9 protein-coding genes are annotated in these 15,043 nt (G+C 62.0%); all 9 read left to right on the top strand.

Annotated features, from left to right (window positions below; translation table 11 throughout):
- The first annotated feature begins 89 nt into the window (after positions 1 to 89).
- Complete coding sequence (gene argF, locus VW35_RS13790) at positions 90 to 1,022, top strand: ornithine carbamoyltransferase (RefSeq protein ID WP_046143660.1); 933 nt, start codon at positions 90 to 92, stop codon at positions 1,020 to 1,022.
- Between the two features lie 173 nt (positions 1,023 to 1,195).
- Complete coding sequence (locus VW35_RS13785; RefSeq protein ID WP_083982821.1) at positions 1,196 to 2,197, top strand: Hsp33 family molecular chaperone; 1,002 nt, start codon at positions 1,196 to 1,198, stop codon at positions 2,195 to 2,197.
- A gap of 687 nt (positions 2,198 to 2,884) precedes the next feature.
- Positions 2,885 to 4,702 carry a glycosyltransferase family 2 protein gene (locus tag VW35_RS13780; protein ID WP_083982793.1) on the top strand — a complete coding sequence of 606 codons (1,818 nt, stop codon included), beginning with the start codon at positions 2,885 to 2,887 and terminating at the stop codon, positions 4,700 to 4,702.
- Positions 4,703 to 4,767: 65 nt separating this feature from the next.
- Positions 4,768 to 5,280, top strand: a complete 513-nt coding sequence (locus VW35_RS13775; RefSeq protein ID WP_046143659.1) for a DUF2937 family protein — start codon at positions 4,768 to 4,770, stop codon at positions 5,278 to 5,280.
- A gap of 87 nt (positions 5,281 to 5,367) precedes the next feature.
- Positions 5,368 to 6,768, top strand: a complete 1,401-nt coding sequence (ahcY, locus tag VW35_RS13770) for an adenosylhomocysteinase (RefSeq protein ID WP_046143658.1) — start codon at positions 5,368 to 5,370, stop codon at positions 6,766 to 6,768.
- 235 nt (positions 6,769 to 7,003) lie between these two features.
- Positions 7,004 to 9,031, top strand: a complete 2,028-nt coding sequence (locus VW35_RS13765; protein ID WP_052951734.1) for a methyl-accepting chemotaxis protein — start codon at positions 7,004 to 7,006, stop codon at positions 9,029 to 9,031.
- Positions 9,032 to 9,379: 348 nt separating this feature from the next.
- Positions 9,380 to 11,800 (top strand): sensor histidine kinase, encoded by a 2,421-nt coding sequence (locus VW35_RS13760; RefSeq protein ID WP_161796911.1) that lies wholly within the window; start codon positions 9,380 to 9,382, stop codon positions 11,798 to 11,800.
- Positions 11,800 to 12,219 carry a tRNA (adenosine(37)-N6)-threonylcarbamoyltransferase complex ATPase subunit type 1 TsaE gene (gene tsaE, locus VW35_RS13755; protein WP_046143657.1) on the top strand — a complete coding sequence of 140 codons (420 nt, stop codon included), beginning with the start codon at positions 11,800 to 11,802 and terminating at the stop codon, positions 12,217 to 12,219. Before VW35_RS13760 ends, tsaE begins: the two co-directional genes overlap by 1 nt.
- Positions 12,220 to 12,364: 145 nt before the next feature.
- Entirely contained in the window at positions 12,365 to 15,028 is a 2,664-nt protein-coding gene (locus tag VW35_RS13750; protein ID WP_083982790.1) for a bifunctional diguanylate cyclase/phosphodiesterase, read from the top strand.
- The last annotated feature ends 15 nt before the right edge of the window (positions 15,029 to 15,043 follow it).

The raw sequence follows: 15,043 nt of genomic DNA, 5'->3' as shown, positions 1-15,043 counted from the left end.
GCTTCCGGCCGCCCGCCTGAGAGGGCAGAGTGCACACCTGCGGTTGCGGCCGCTCCCATTTCATATTGCGTCAAAAAGGAACCCGGCCCATGTCCACGACCGGTACCCCCAGGCATTTTCTCTCGATCGACGATTTTTCCTATGCCGAACTGCGCGGCATGCTCAACCAGGCGAGCGCGCTAAAAGCCCGCCTCAAGGATGGCGATCGGCCCCTTCTCCTTAAAGACAAGGTGCTGGCGATGATCTTCGAGCGCCAGTCGACCCGCACGCGCGTCTCTTTCGACGTCGGCATGCGCCAGCTTGGCGGCGAGACGATCATGCTTTCCGGCCAGGAAATGCAGCTCTCGCGCGAGGAAACGCTGGCCGATACGGCCAAGGTGATGAGCCGCTATGTCGATGCCATAATGATCCGCATCCTCAGCCATGCCGATCTGCTTGAACTCGCCGAAGGCGCGACGGTGCCCGTCATCAACGGGCTGACGCGCCGGGCGCATCCGTGCCAGATCATGGCCGATCTCATGACCTTTGAAGAGCATCGCGGTTCGATCAAGGGCGCCAAGGTCGCCTGGGTGGGTGACAGCAACAATGTGCTGCACTCCTGGGTCAACGCTGCCGAACTCTTCGAATGCGAGCTGACCATTGCCGTGCCGGACGAATATTCTCCCGAAAAAGACCTGATGCAGGACATTACCCGGGCCGGCAAATACGTCAGACTCATCGAGGATCCGCGTGAGGCGGTGGAAGGCGTCGATCTCGTCATCACCGATACCTGGGTTTCGATGGGCGACGTCGATGCCGCCGAGCGCCGCCGGGTCTTGAAACCCTATCAGGTGAACACCAATTTGATGGGCTTGGCGAACAAGGACGCCCTGTTCATGCACTGCCTTCCTGCCCATCGCGGCGACGAGGTGACCGACGAGGTGATCGACGGTCCCCAATCGGTGGTGTTCGACGAGGCCGAAAATCGCCTTCATGCTCAGAAAGCAATTTTGTGCTGGGCCTTCGGGGTCGAAACGAACTAGGCGCGAACCGTATCGCGCCTCGTTTCGAGCAAGCCACCATGTCATCCCCCGCGAAAGCGGGGGCCTCTGTTTTGAACCGAGGGTTCCCGCTCCGGCAGGAATGACGGTGTTGCGTTTCGCCCCAAGGGCTTGGCCGTGATAAAGTAAAGCCAATGACCACGGAACCGACGACCATGACCGACAGCTACCTTTCCGCCATGGGCCTTGATCGCCCCGAAACCGGCGACGATGCCGTGGTGCCCTTTACCCTTGAAAAGCTCGATACGCGCGGCCGCATCGTTCATCTGGGCCCCTCGCTCGACGCCATTCTCAGCCGGCACAACTATCCTGCGCCCGTCGCCCGGCTTCTGGGCGAGGCCGTGGTTCTGACTGCGCTGATCGGCTCGTCGCTCAAGTTCGAGGGCCGCTTCATCATGCAGACCCAGACCGATGGTCCGGTCAACCTGATCGTCGTCGATTTCGAAGCCCCCGATGGCATCCGCGGCTATGCGCGCTTCGACCACGACATGGTGGTCAAATGGGCAGAAGCGGGAAAAACCAGCCCTGCCGAAATGCTCGGCAAGGGCCATATGGCCATGACCATCGACCAGGGGCCGCATACCGAGCGCTATCAAGGCATCGTCGCGCTTGATGGTAATGGGCTCGAGGACGTGGCGCATACCTATTTCCTGCAGTCCGAACAGATCCCGACCCAGGTCCGGCTCGCCGTGGCGCAGATGTCGACCAAGGGCGACCATCGTCCGCGCTGGCGCGCCGGCGGGATGCTGATCCAGCATCTGCCGCAGAACGGCATGTCGCGCATGGCCGACTTGCCCGGCGACGGGGATTTCAACAATCCCTCGATGCAGGACCCCGACTTCGTCGAAGCCGATGGCTGGACCGAGGCGCGGTCGATGCTCGCGACCGTCGCCGACGTCGAACTGGCCGATCCCGAACTGTCGCCCGAACGGCTCTTGTTCCGGCTCTACCACGAAACCGGCGTGCGTGTGTTTCCCGGCCTGCCGATCGAGGAGCGGTGCACCTGTTCGGCCGACCGGATCGAAGAAATGCTCGCCAACAGCTTTACCGACGAAGAACGCGAGGACATGTCGGTGGATGGCGAAATCGAAGTGGTGTGCGAATTCTGTTCGACCGCCTATCGCTTCAATCCGCATCAGTTCCACGCCAAGCATTAAGGCAGAGGCGCCGGTCGAAGGACCGGCGCCTTCCGCACGCGGCAAAGATTTTCTGCGCTGTCAGGGCTTTGCGGAGTATGGCTGCCGCATCCAGTTTCTGCTTTTTGCTGCCGAGGCTATTGGGAAATTTCCCGATTTCGGCTTTTCACCTCGCGTGCCAGAAACTTGGGCCAAGGGCTGAGGGGCTGGTGGGCAAGTGTGGATCGTGCAAGCGTTCGGCGCATCGCCTGGCCATTCGACATCGACGAGCCCACAGAATTCAACCGGCCATAAGGCCGATCCGAGGAACTTGCTGCAGACAGACTATAGCGGGCCCGTGCATGGAGCTAACCCCTCCGGCTCGTCGCTTGGGGCCGATCGGAAGCGCTGTGCCGCTTTTCCAGATCGACGCGTGAGCCGGAGGTGCGCACCCGCGTCTGCAGCCCTTTTCTTTGCGGGGACGGTTTTGGCCAGAGGCCGCGCCGTTCCCGCGCCGATCTCCTCTTTCCCGCCGATACACCCGGCAGGACTTGAACGGCGTCGAACGGCGCGCGGTGGAATGGGCACGGCCACTGCCCGCTTCGCTTTGATCCGTTTTGCGTCTGTGCCCGAACATGTGCGGCGGGCCTCTGGGATGAGCCAGCGGCTCATCCCGGTTCTGCCTGTGCACGGCCGGGCATCCCCCCAATCGTAACCGCCGGAACCGCCATGCGACGCACACTGTCTCTCATGGCGGCAATCATCGGTCCGGATGGCGATCCAGGCGAGGCGCAGCGCTATCTCGAAGAAGCGATGCTGACCGAGGTCGATCCGCTGCTCTATCTGGCGCTCTCACTGCATATCGGGGTCGACACGGCCTATCGGCGGGCCGCTGCCCATATCGGCTTTGCCTTTTTCGACGTCATCCCGGCAGCAAGCGAAGATAGCGCGCCGCTGCGGCTCGATGCGCTTGCCGACATCCATATGGTGCGCGTCCAGACCATCGACCGCGACATCGCCTATACCGCGCCGGACTTCAAAGGCCTGATGCAGCTTCAGGCGCTGCGCGAGCGCGAACCGGGCCTGATGCAGCGGGTCTGCATCGTGCCGCCGGCGGCCATGCGGCAATATCTGGCTCATGTCGCAAGCGTCGACCTCGTCGATTCCGCGCGCCAGACCCTCGCCCGGCATTGGCCGCGCGCGGCAGCAAGCCTTGAACTGACCTTCTGGCCGCGCATGATCTTCGCGGCGAGCCTCTTGGCCCTGGTACTGACACTTCTGGTGATGCCCTATCTCTCGCCAGGCTGGCTGATGCCGATCTGGGCGGTGTTCATGCTCCTGCCGGCGCTCGTGCGGCTCGCGGCGCTGTTGATGCCGCTGCGGGAAATGCCGCCCGAGCCGCGCGCCGACGATCTCGACCTGCCGATCTATTCAGTGCTCGTGCCGCTGCGCGATGAAGCCGAAATGGTCGACCAGCTCTGCGCCAATTTGAGCCGGCTCGACTATCCAGCGCACCGGCTCGACATCATCTTCGTCGTCGAACAGCGCTCGCCGCGAACGGTCGAAGCGGTTCGCCAGCATCTCGGCAATGTCCGCTTTTCGCTGATCGAAGTGCCCCATGCGATGCCGCTGACCAAGCCCAAGGCGCTCGACTTTGCCCTGCCGTTCTGCCGGGGCGAGTTCGTTGTCGTCTTCGACGCGGAGGATCATCCAGAGCCCGAGCAGCTTCGCAATCTCGTCAGCCACTTCCGCAAGGCGCCACATCTTCATTGCATCCAGGCGCGATTGGTCATCGCCAACGGCGACAAGGGCATGCTGCCGGCCCTTTTCGCCGGCGAATATGCCGCGCTCTTTTCGGTATTCCTGCCGGCCCTGGCGCGTTGGGGCGTCTTCGTGCCCCTTGGCGGCACCTCCAACCATTTCCGCCTCGAGAGCCTTCGCGGCATCGGCGGCTGGGACGCCTATAACGTCACCGAGGATGCTGATCTCGGCGTGCGGCTTGCCCGCCGTGGCCTCGGTTGCGGCACATCGAGCATGGTGACCCACGAAGATGCGCCAGAGCGTTTTCAGGTCTGGCTCGGGCAGCGCCGGCGCTGGATGAAGGGGTGGATGCAGACCATTCTCGTGCACAATCGTCACCCCGGCCAGCTCTTTCACGACCTTGGCTGGTGGCGCTTTCTGATCTTCGAGATCGTCGTTATCGGCATGATCCTGGCGCCGCTCCTCCATTCGGGCTTTTTCTTCACCTTCCTGATCCTGCTGACCCAGGGCCAGATTGCGCTTCACGCCGATCTCTGGTCGTTCACCTGCCTCACCGTCTTTGCCTTCGGCTATGGCGTGGCGCTCATTGCAAAGTTTTTGGGCCTCTCTCGCACGGGGCAGTTGCATCTTCTCGTAGGCCAGGTGCTGCTGCCGTTTTATTGGCTGGCCATAGCCGTCGCGACGCTGCAGGCGCTTTATGACCTGACGACGCGGCCGTTTCACTGGATCAAGACGGCACACCGCCCGGTCAGCCGCAACAGGCGCCGGATCGTCCCGGCCGAATAGGTGCCATTGCCGGGGACGGCTGCACGTGGCACCTTGATGACGTTGCGGCAAACAAGAGGCAGACCATGCGTCGCATGCTGGCCGGCGTCGGCGGTGTGGGCTTGGCAGTGATGCTGAGCCAGTTTCCTGAATATGCGCAGCAATATACCCAGCGCCTTGGCGGTGCGGTAGACGAATTGCGCGTCATCACCGAGGACTTCGACCGGGCCGCGGACCAGTCAGGGCTCGACCGCGCCGGTGCGCTCGATCGCTACGAGGCTTCCAGCGACACGTTCCTTTCCGACCGCGGCCGGAGCATGCAGCGGACTTTCCAGCGCTACGAGGAACTGAGCGAAACGCTGACGCGCATTTCCGGGGCGGACATGGTGGAGCGCTTCAAGAACCTGCCGGCCTATCTCGATAGCGATATCGGCCGCCGCACGCTCGAAAATTACAAGCCTGCCGTTCCCGTGACGATCGAGGGCATACTTTATGCCGGAGCGGGCTTTCTGCTTGGCTTTCTCAGTCTTTCCGCGCTCTTCAAGGTCTTTTCGATGCCCTTCCGAAAGCGCCGCGTCATCTACCGGCCGACAAGGTGATATAAACCTTTCTTTATATCCCCGGTTGAACGAGCGGCGCGGTCTGCTATAGGAAGGCGACAGAAGATATCCTTCCGGAGACCGAACATGACCAGTCCAGCCAGCGATTACGCGGTCAAGGACATTTCCCTGGCCGATTTCGGCCGCAAGGAACTGCAGATCGCCGAGATCGAAATGCCCGGCCTGATGGCGATCCGCGAGGAATACGCCGCTGCCCAGCCGCTACGCGGTGCCCGTATCGCCGGGTCGCTGCACATGACGGTGCAGACCGCCGTCCTCATCGAAACGCTCGTGGCGCTCGGCGCCGAAGTGCGCTGGGTCTCGTGCAATATCTTTTCGACCCAGGATCATGCCGCTGCCGCCATTGCCGCCGCCGGCATTCCGGTCTTTGCCCATAAGGGCGAGACGCTCGAAGAATATTGGGACTTTACCGACCGCATGATGGACTGGCCGGGGTCGACCCCGAACATGATCCTCGACGATGGCGGCGATGCCACCATGTATATCCTGACCGGCGCCAAGGCCGAAAAGGACATCTCCATTCTGGACAAGCCCGGCAACGAGGAAGAGGAAATCTTCTTTGCCACCATCAAGCGCCGTCTGGCCAAGAGCCCGGGCTTCTTCAGCAAGATCCGCGACGCCATCCGCGGCGTTTCGGAAGAGACGACGACGGGCGTGATGCGACTTTACCAGCTCCATGCCAAGGGCGAGCTGCCGTTCCCGGCCATCAACGTCAATGACTCGGTCACCAAGTCCAAGTTCGACAACAAGTACGGCACCCGCGAATCCCTGGTCGACGCCATTCGCCGCGGCACCGACGTTATGCTGGCGGGCAAGGTCGCGATCGTCTGCGGCTATGGCGACGTGGGCAAGGGTTCGGCTGAATCGCTGCGCGGCGCCGGCGCTCGCGTGCTCGTCACCGAAGTCGACCCGATCTGCGCCCTACAGGCCGCCATGGAGGGCTTTGAAGTCGTTACCCTCGAGGACGCCGCGCACCGCGCCGACATCGTCGTAACTGCCACCGGCAACCGCGACGTGCTGATGGTCGATGACATGCGCAACCTCAAGGACATGGCCATCGTCTGCAATATCGGTCACTTCGACAACGAGATCGACGTGCTGGGCCTGCGCAACTTCAAGTGGACCAACGTCAAGCCGCAGGTCGACCTGATCGAACAGCCAAACGGCAAGCGCCTGATCCTTCTCTCCGAAGGTCGCCTCGTGAACCTTGGCAATGCGACGGGTCACCCGAGCTTTGTCATGTCGGCATCCTTCTCGAACCAGACGCTCGCCCAGATCGAACTCTGGACCAATGGCGAAAAGCTCGAAAAGAAGGTGCATGTCCTGCCCAAGCATCTCGACGAGAAGGTCGCCGAACTGCACCTTGCCAAGCTTGGCGCGAAGCTGACGAAGCTGACCAAGACGCAGGCCGACTATATCGGCGTCAGCGAGAACGGCCCGTTCAAGTCGAACGAATACCGTTACTGAGTTTTTCTCAGCTGCTTTCCAAAAGCCCGGCACCAGCCGGGCTTTTTCGTTTGCGGTGAGTGTTTTAGGCGCAGGCTCTTGAATCTATTTTAACTATGTTGCCGCCAAGCTGCCTCCGGGTTCGAACTGCGGGGGCAGGAAGCAAGATGAGCGGTCATCCGACCGGTCCACTGGCATTTCCTGGTCTGGCCGTGTCAGGCCACGTCCAAGCTCTTGCATCATAGTGGATTTTAAAATGCTCAATTTGATAACCGGCAGCATCTCGCGACGCATGTCGATGCTGCTGGTCCTTTTCGCGGTTGGCTTTATCGCGCTCGCGGCATTTCAGCTGCAAAACATGCATGCCAATCTCATTGCCCTGAAAAAGGCGGAGATCGAAAGCGTCGTCGGGTCGGCTGTCAGCGTGCTCGATGACTACAACAAACGCGTCGTCAGCGGCGAGATGAGCCTTGAGGCTGCCCAGGCCGAAGCCAAGCGCGTGATCGGCTCGATCCGCTATGGCGGAGACGACTACGTCTTTATCGTCAGCCATGACTATGTGATGCTGGTCAACACCAATCCGGACGTCGTCAACACCAACATGCGCGACCGGACCGATTCGCGCGGCAAGCGTTTCATCGAGGAATATACCGACGGCGCGCGTCTCCAGGGCTCGATCTTTACGACTTTCGGCTTTGCGCGCGGAGAAAATGCCGAAGTCGACAAGCTCACCTATGTGCAGAATTTTGCGCCTTGGAGCTGGGCCGTGGGCACCGGCGTGCTGCAGACCGACATCGACGCCATCTTCTGGTCCAATACCACGGTCATCGCCTCGATCGCTGCCGCCGTCATCGTTCTTCTCAGCCTCGTCGGCTGGCTAATCGGCCGATCCATCACCAAGCCGATCAACCTGCTCAACCGCCAGATGGTCGACCTGGCCGATGGCCGTTACGACATCGTCGTCGGCGGCACCAACCGGACCGACGAAATCGGCGCCATGGCGCGTTCGGTGGAAGTGTTCCGGGAAAATGGCCTGAAAGTCTCGCAGATGACGGAAGCTGAAGCCGCCCGCATCATCAGCGACCAGGAAGCACGCCGTGACATGATGGTCGAACTCCAGAGTGCGTTCGGCGATGTCGTCGATTCGGCGATCGAAGGCGATTTTTCCAAGCGCGTTCCGGCGACTTTCCCCGATGCCGAACTCAATGGCCTTGCCACCTCGGTCAACGAGCTTGTGGCAAGTGTCGACAAGGGCGTGACCGAAACCGCCACGGTGCTCAGCGCTCTTGCCAATACCGATCTGACCTGTCGCATGACCGGCGACCACCATGGCGCCTTCGGCAAGCTCAAGACCGACATCAATGCGGTGGCTGACAAGCTCACCGATATCGTCGGCCAATTGCGGGGCACGTCCGGGACGCTGAAATCGGCGACGGGCGAAATCCTTTCGGGTGCGAACGACCTTTCCGAGCGCACGACGCGCCAGGCGGCAACCATCGAGGAAACCTCGGCAACGATGGAGCAACTGGCCCAGACCGTGACCGAAAACGCCAAGAAGGCGCTCGATGCAAGCCAGAAGGCGGGTCTCGTCTCGCGCTCGGCCGAAGAAGGCGCCGGCGTCATGGATGAGGCCAATGCCGCGATGGAGCGGATCACCCAGTCGTCGTCCAAGATTTCCAACATCATCGGCATGATCGACGACATCGCCTTCCAGACCAATCTGCTTGCGCTCAATGCATCAGTGGAAGCGGCGCGCGCCGGCGAAGCCGGCAAGGGCTTTGCCGTGGTCGCCGTCGAAGTGCGCCGTCTGGCGCAATCGGCAGCAACGGCCTCTGCAGACGTCAAGGCCCTGATCGAGCAAAGTGCGGTCGAAGTGGGCACCGGGTCGCGCCTCGTGGCCGACGCGGCCAGCAAGCTTGCCGCGATGATGGAAGCGGTGCGCTCCAACACCATGCTGCTCGACGACATCGCCAAGGCAAGCCGCGAACAGGCGTCGGCCATCGACGAGGTCAATACCGCCGTCCGCCAGATGGACGAGATGACCCAGCACAATGCTGCCCTCGTCGAGGAGGTCAATGCCGCCATCGAGCAGACCGAAACGCAGGCAACCGAACTCGATCGCATTGTCGATGTGTTCACCCTCGAGGGCGGATCGATCGGCAAACCGGCTGCGCCCATGCGCACGGCTGCGACGAGGCCCGTTCAGGCCAAGACACGCCAGGCTGCGGCAGCATACTTGAGCCACGGCAATGCCGCGCTCAAGGATGACTGGTCCGAATTCTGATCCTTCAGCTCCGGGCGGGCTACCCCCGCCCGGACGCAAAACGCTCGCACGCGTGTGCACTGCGGTGTTTCTAGTTCGTTCTCGGTCAAGCGGTTCCTTCGCTGTTTGCCCGCAAAGCACAGCCATGAAGACTCTTTTTCCGCCATCCCCGCCTCGGTATGTTGAGGCGATTCGGTTGTCGGGGGACACTTACCGTCTCGGGGCATCTGAAATCCCGCATGGGGTTTCGCGTTAGGCGCCTGTTTCAGTGCACGCGTACCGGCCAAGGCCGGACTTGCAACGAAAATCGAGAAGCGAGGGCTATCTATGGCGCCGGATCGGCTCCGGAAGCATTGGGGATTCGCAGGCTTGGCCGCGGCTCCGCTCACACTGATGATGGCAGTCCCCGCCTTTGCGCAGACCTCGTCCATGGCGAGCCTTGGCGGCATCGTGCCTTTGGCTGTCGCCGTCGGCGCGGGTGGCTTCGCCCTTGTCGCAGTCACGCTTCTCCGCCGGCTCTTGCGCGAAGGGCGCGAAGCCCAGCGCAAGGCCAATGAACAGGTGGCTGGTCTCCGGGCGCTTGTCGACGACTACGAAAATCTCATCGGCGGCAGCCGCGAGCTGACCATTGTCTGGCCCGAACAGCCCAATATGCCGCCGCGCTTTCTGGGCCAGGCCGCGGCAGTGTTGCCGGCCGGGCGCCAGCCGCAAAGCGTCCTCAATTTCAACACCTGGCTTGGCGGCGGGGAAGCCGACCGGCTGGCAACGCTCGTCGAAAAGCTGCGGCTCGAGGGGCGGTCGTTCTCGGCAAGCGTTACTGCGCTCGACGGGCGCCTCGTGCGGGCAAACGGCTGGCTGGCCGGTGGCGGGGCGGCGCTGCGCCTGCGCCCTGCCTATGCCCAGCCCGATGTGCTGAGCGGCGCCGTGGCGCATGCAAGCGACAAGGCGAGCATTATCGCCGTCCTGCGAACCTTGGGAAAACCCGCTTTCCTCCGTGATGCCTCTGACCGTCTGGTCTTTGCCAACGCCGCCTATCTCGACCTGTGCAAAACGCTTGGCAAACCGGTTAACCCCGAATCCCCGGCCGAAGTCCTCGATCCGAGCCAGTTGCAGGCTCATCTTGCAGATTGCCGCAATGCTGGCGAGCCGACGAGCCACCGCTTTGCGCTTGGCAAAGCGGGCGAATACGAAATGATCGAAGTGCCGGTGAGCACGGGGCGCGCGGGCTATCTCAGCAAGCTCGCCGCCAGCGACACGGCATCGAGCGAGAACGCCGAGCCGAGTTTGACCCATATTTCGGGTATCATCGATACCCTGGCGACCCCGATTGCCATCTTCAATGCGCGCCGCGAGCTTTTGCAGTTCAATGCCGCCTATGCCGCGCTTTGGAACCTTGATCCAAAATTCCTGACGCCCGGGCTCGACGAACGCGCAATTCTCGACAAGCTGCGCACCGAAGGCATGTTGCCCAACCAGGTGGACTATCACACCTGGCGCTCCAAGCACCTTGAGAGCTACACGCGAAAGGCCCCGTTCGAGGCCGAGCCCTGGCATCTGCCGGACGGGCGCACAATCAAGGTCATCACCGCGCCCGCCGGAACGCAGGGCGGAGTGATCTATGTGTTTGAGGACCTCACCGAGCGGCTCGAACTGGAATCGGCCAACAAGGCCATGACCAATGTGCAGCGCGAAACGATCAACGCGCTCTCCGAAGCGGTGGCGGTGTTCGGCACCAATGGCCGCCTTGCGCTCTCCAATCCGCGGCTGTCGGCCCTCTGGAAGCTGCCGATGAATACGCTCGGCGCCAATCCGCATATCGACCAGATCGCCGAAGCATCGAGCCAGGCAATCAGCGATGGCGGCAAGATCTGGCGCGATCTCAAGCGTAGCATCATCGATCTCAACCCGACGCGCACCGACCAGTCGGGCCGCATCGAACGTGCCGATGGGCGGCTTCTCGACTATGCAACGACCCGCCTGCCCGACGGGCAGACGATGATGACCTTCCTCGATGTCACCGAGAGCGCGAGCTATTCCAAGGTGCTCAAGGAACGCAACGATGCGCTCGTCACCGCCGACCGGCTCAAGGACGCCTTCGTCGAAAACGTCTCCTATGAACTGCGCAGCCCACTGACCAATATCATCGGCTTTGCCGACCTGCTGGCGGGCACCGAAGGCGATACGCTCAACGAGCGGCAGCGCGACTATATCGAATATATCCGCGCCTCCTCCGTCACGCTGGGCGTGCTGATCGACAATATCCTCGATCTCGCCTCGGTCGATGCCGGCATTGCCGAGCTCAATCCCGAACTGCTCAATGTCAGCCAGCTGATCGACAAGGCCAGGGCCGGTCTTTCGGCGACCTTCCCCGAGGTGTCGGGTGACGCGATCAATCTCGCGGTCGATATCGATCCGGACCTGCCCGAATTCATCGCCGACGGCACGCGCATCGTGCAGGTGCTCTATAACCTTCTCTCCAACGCTGCACGCTTCTCCCCGCCGGGTGGCGAGATCAGGCTGTCGGTCTCGCATCGGGCCGACCGCATGCTGTTCATCATCGAAGACGAAGGCCCGGGCCTGACCGACGAATTGCGCTCGGCCATCCTGACCCGCCTCGATACGCCCAGTTCCGGCGGCCGCCTACGTGGAGCCGGGCTTGGCCTTTCTATCGTGCGCACCTTCGTCAACCTCCATGGGGGCACGATCTCGGCGGAACAGCGCGAGCCACGCGGCAGCCGCATCATCGTCAACCTGCCGCGCGATAGCGCGCTCGCGGGCGTTGCCGAGTAATGAAGCGGTTTCTCGCCGACGACGCCGCGACGATCGGCTTCGGCCAGGAACTCGCTGCCCTGCTGAAGCCTGGCGACATCGTCAGCCTTGAAGGTGAACTCGGTGCCGGCAAATCGGCACTGGCCCGCGCGACGATCCGGGCGCTGGCGGGGGATCCAGGTCTTGAGGTTCCATCGCCCACTTTCTCGCTGATCCAGCCATACGACACGCCGCGCGGCCTCGTGCTTCATGCCGATCTCTACCGTTTGGGAGATGCGGCGGAGGCGGACGAACTGGGGTTGCTCGATAATCCCGAGGCGATCGTTCTCGTCGAATGGGCCGAGCGGGCGCAACAAGTGAAAGACGCGGCGACTATCACGATTGCCCTGTCTATTCCCCCGGGTGGGATGGGACGCGAGCTCGTGCTTCGCCGGGGCTGAGCAGAACTCTAAAGGCCGATTGATCTGTTTGCCGCCTGTTTACCCATTTGGTGAATTGCGCTTTTTCGTAAGCAACTCGGCAAGTGGCCGCGCCTAGAGTGCCAATGCGGGCCGAAATGCGCCCGCCTGGCGGCATGTTGGGGCCATGGGCGACACGAGCAGACGGCAGAAAAGCAGGGATTGGCGCTGGACGAGCTTCGTACCGGCGCTTTTGGCCTGTGCCCTTGTCATCACCGGCGGGCTGATCTTCGACCACCAGGCCGAAACCATCAACCAGGAGCGCGTTCGCACCGAAGTCCAAAACCGGATTTCCGTAATCCGCGCCAAGCTCGAGGGCCATGTCGCGAGCAATGTTCAATTGGTGCGCGGGCTCGTTGCCGTCATCTCGACCGAGCCGGACATGGACCAGGCGCGTTTCGATGCGCTCGTCGGCAATCTGTTCGAGGAAGACAGCCAGTTGCGCTCCGTCGCGGCGGCGCCTGACCTTACCATTCGCATGACCTATCCGCTTGCGGGGAACGAGAAGGTCATCGGGCTCGATTATCGCAAGACGCCCGGGCAATGGGACGCCGTGCAACAGGTGCTCTTCACCGGCAAGATGGTGCTGGCGGGGCCGGTCGATCTCGTGCAGGGCGGCCGGGGTTTTGTCGGACGCTTTCCGGTCTATACCGAAACCGACGGCTGGAAGAAATTCTGGGGTGTCGTTTCCGCGGTGATCGACGTCGAACGGCTGTATCGCGATAGCGGGCTCTACGACGACTTCGTGTCCGATCTCGACATTTCCATCACCGGCCACGATAGCCGCGGCGGCCATGGCAAGCTTTTTTATGGCGAAAGCCTTGCCGGCCGGCAGCCGGTGCTCGCAAGCGTTACCTTGCCCACGGGAAGCTGGCAGATCGCGGCCGTTCCCAAGGCAGGGTGGATGGCGGGGCAGAACACCCAATGGCTGCTGCGCGTCGGCATCGTGCTTGCCGCCTGCCTTATCCTCCTGCCCTTTCTGATCGCTGGCCGGATGATCAGCCAGCGGCACGACTACATTGCCCAGCTCCGCCACCGCGAGGCGGCCCTGACCCAGCAAACGCGGCGTCTCAACCTGGCGCTCGAAACCTCCAAGGTCGGCCTTTGGGAACTCAACCTCGAGACCGGCGAAGAGGTGTGGGACAGCCGCACCAACGAAATCTATGGCATGGCGCCAGATGGCTCCGAACGCACGCACGATCATTGGCAAAAGGTCGTGCATCCGGACGACCAGGCGCGCGCCGAGCGCGAATTCCGGGATTCCATCGCGCGCGGGCGCTACGAATCCGATTATCGCGTCCTCCTGCTCGATGGCATCATCCGGCATATCCGGTCAATTGCTGTACTCTATTCGGCCGAAGGCGAGCCGGATCGAGTCATGGGCGTTAACTGGGACATTACCGGCGACGTTGCGCTCAACGAAGACCTCAAGCGCGCCAAGGCTCTGACCGAAGCGCGCAATGCCGAACTGGAAGCGGCACGCGTCAGTATCGAACACAACGCGCTTCACGACAGCCTTACCGGGCTTCCTAACCGGCGCTATCTCGACGAAAAACTGCGCAAGTGCATCGACGCCGGCTATCTGCAATCGGGCACGATCGCGCTTTTGCATATCGATCTTGATCGCTTCAAGCAGATCAACGATACGCTCGGTCACGCTGCGGGTGATGCCATGCTGGTGCATGCAAGCCGGATTCTGCGCGAAAACTGCCGCGAGACCGATTTTGTCGCCCGCATCGGCGGGGACGAGTTCGTCGTTCTTTCAGACAATAACGAAGCCGAAGAGGCCCTGGCGCGGCTTGCCGGCCGGATCGTCGACGCCATGCGCAAGCCGGTGCTCTTTGAAGGCCATGAATGCCGCTTTGGCGTCAGCGTCGGAATCGCGACCGCCATGGTTCCCGAGATCGACGTCAAGCAGCTGCTGATCAATGCCGATATCGCGCTCTATCGCGCCAAGGACCGCGGTCGCAATCGCCACGAATTCTTCTCGGCGGCGCTCCAGGCAGAAGTGATCAACACCAAGCGCATTGCCGACGATGTGCTGACGAGCCTTGATCGTGGCGACTTCCTTGCCTTCTATCAACCCCAGTTCGATGCCCGGACCCATGACGTCGTCGGCGTCGAAGCATTGGCCCGCTGGAAACACCCGACGCTCGGCCTGCGTGGACCTGACGTCTTCATGGCAATCGCCGAAGAACTCAGCGTCGTTCCCACTATCGACCAAATCATCCTCAAGCAGGCGATTGCCGATCTCGAGAGGTGGGACGCCATGGGGCTGCGCGTGCCGCGCGCTTCGGTCAACGTCTCCCAGCGCCGTCTCCACGACGAAGGCCTTCTTGCTTCGCTCAAGGACCTCGACATTCCGCCCGACCGGATCGCTTTCGAACTCGTCGAATCGATCTATCTCGACGAGAGCGACGGGATAGTGGGCTGGAACATCGACCAGATCAAATCGCTGGGCATCGATATCGAGATCGATGATTTCGGCACCGGCTATGCCTCGATCGTATCGCTGCAGAAGCTCCGGCCGCGGCGGCTAAAGATCGACCGCCAGCTCGTCGATCCGATTATCAAGGAAGCGGCGCAGCGCCGGCTGGTTGCTTCGATCGTCGACATCGGCAAGTCCATGGATATCGAAATCGTCGCCGAAGGCGTCGAGACCATGGAGCATGCAAAAATCCTGCGTGATCTCGGCTGCGACATTCTCCAGGGCTATGCCTTTGCGCGGCCCATGGATCGCGAGAGCCTCGAACGCCTGCTGCAAAGCCAGGCTTGGCGGCACGCGAGTTAAGCCAGCGACAAGCCC

The sequence above is a fragment of the Devosia soli genome, from assembly GCF_000970455.1.
GTDB lineage: Bacteria > Pseudomonadota > Alphaproteobacteria > Rhizobiales > Devosiaceae > Devosia > Devosia soli.
Note: the sequence above shows the minus strand (reverse complement) of the source record. Positions and strands in the feature narration are given on the sequence as shown.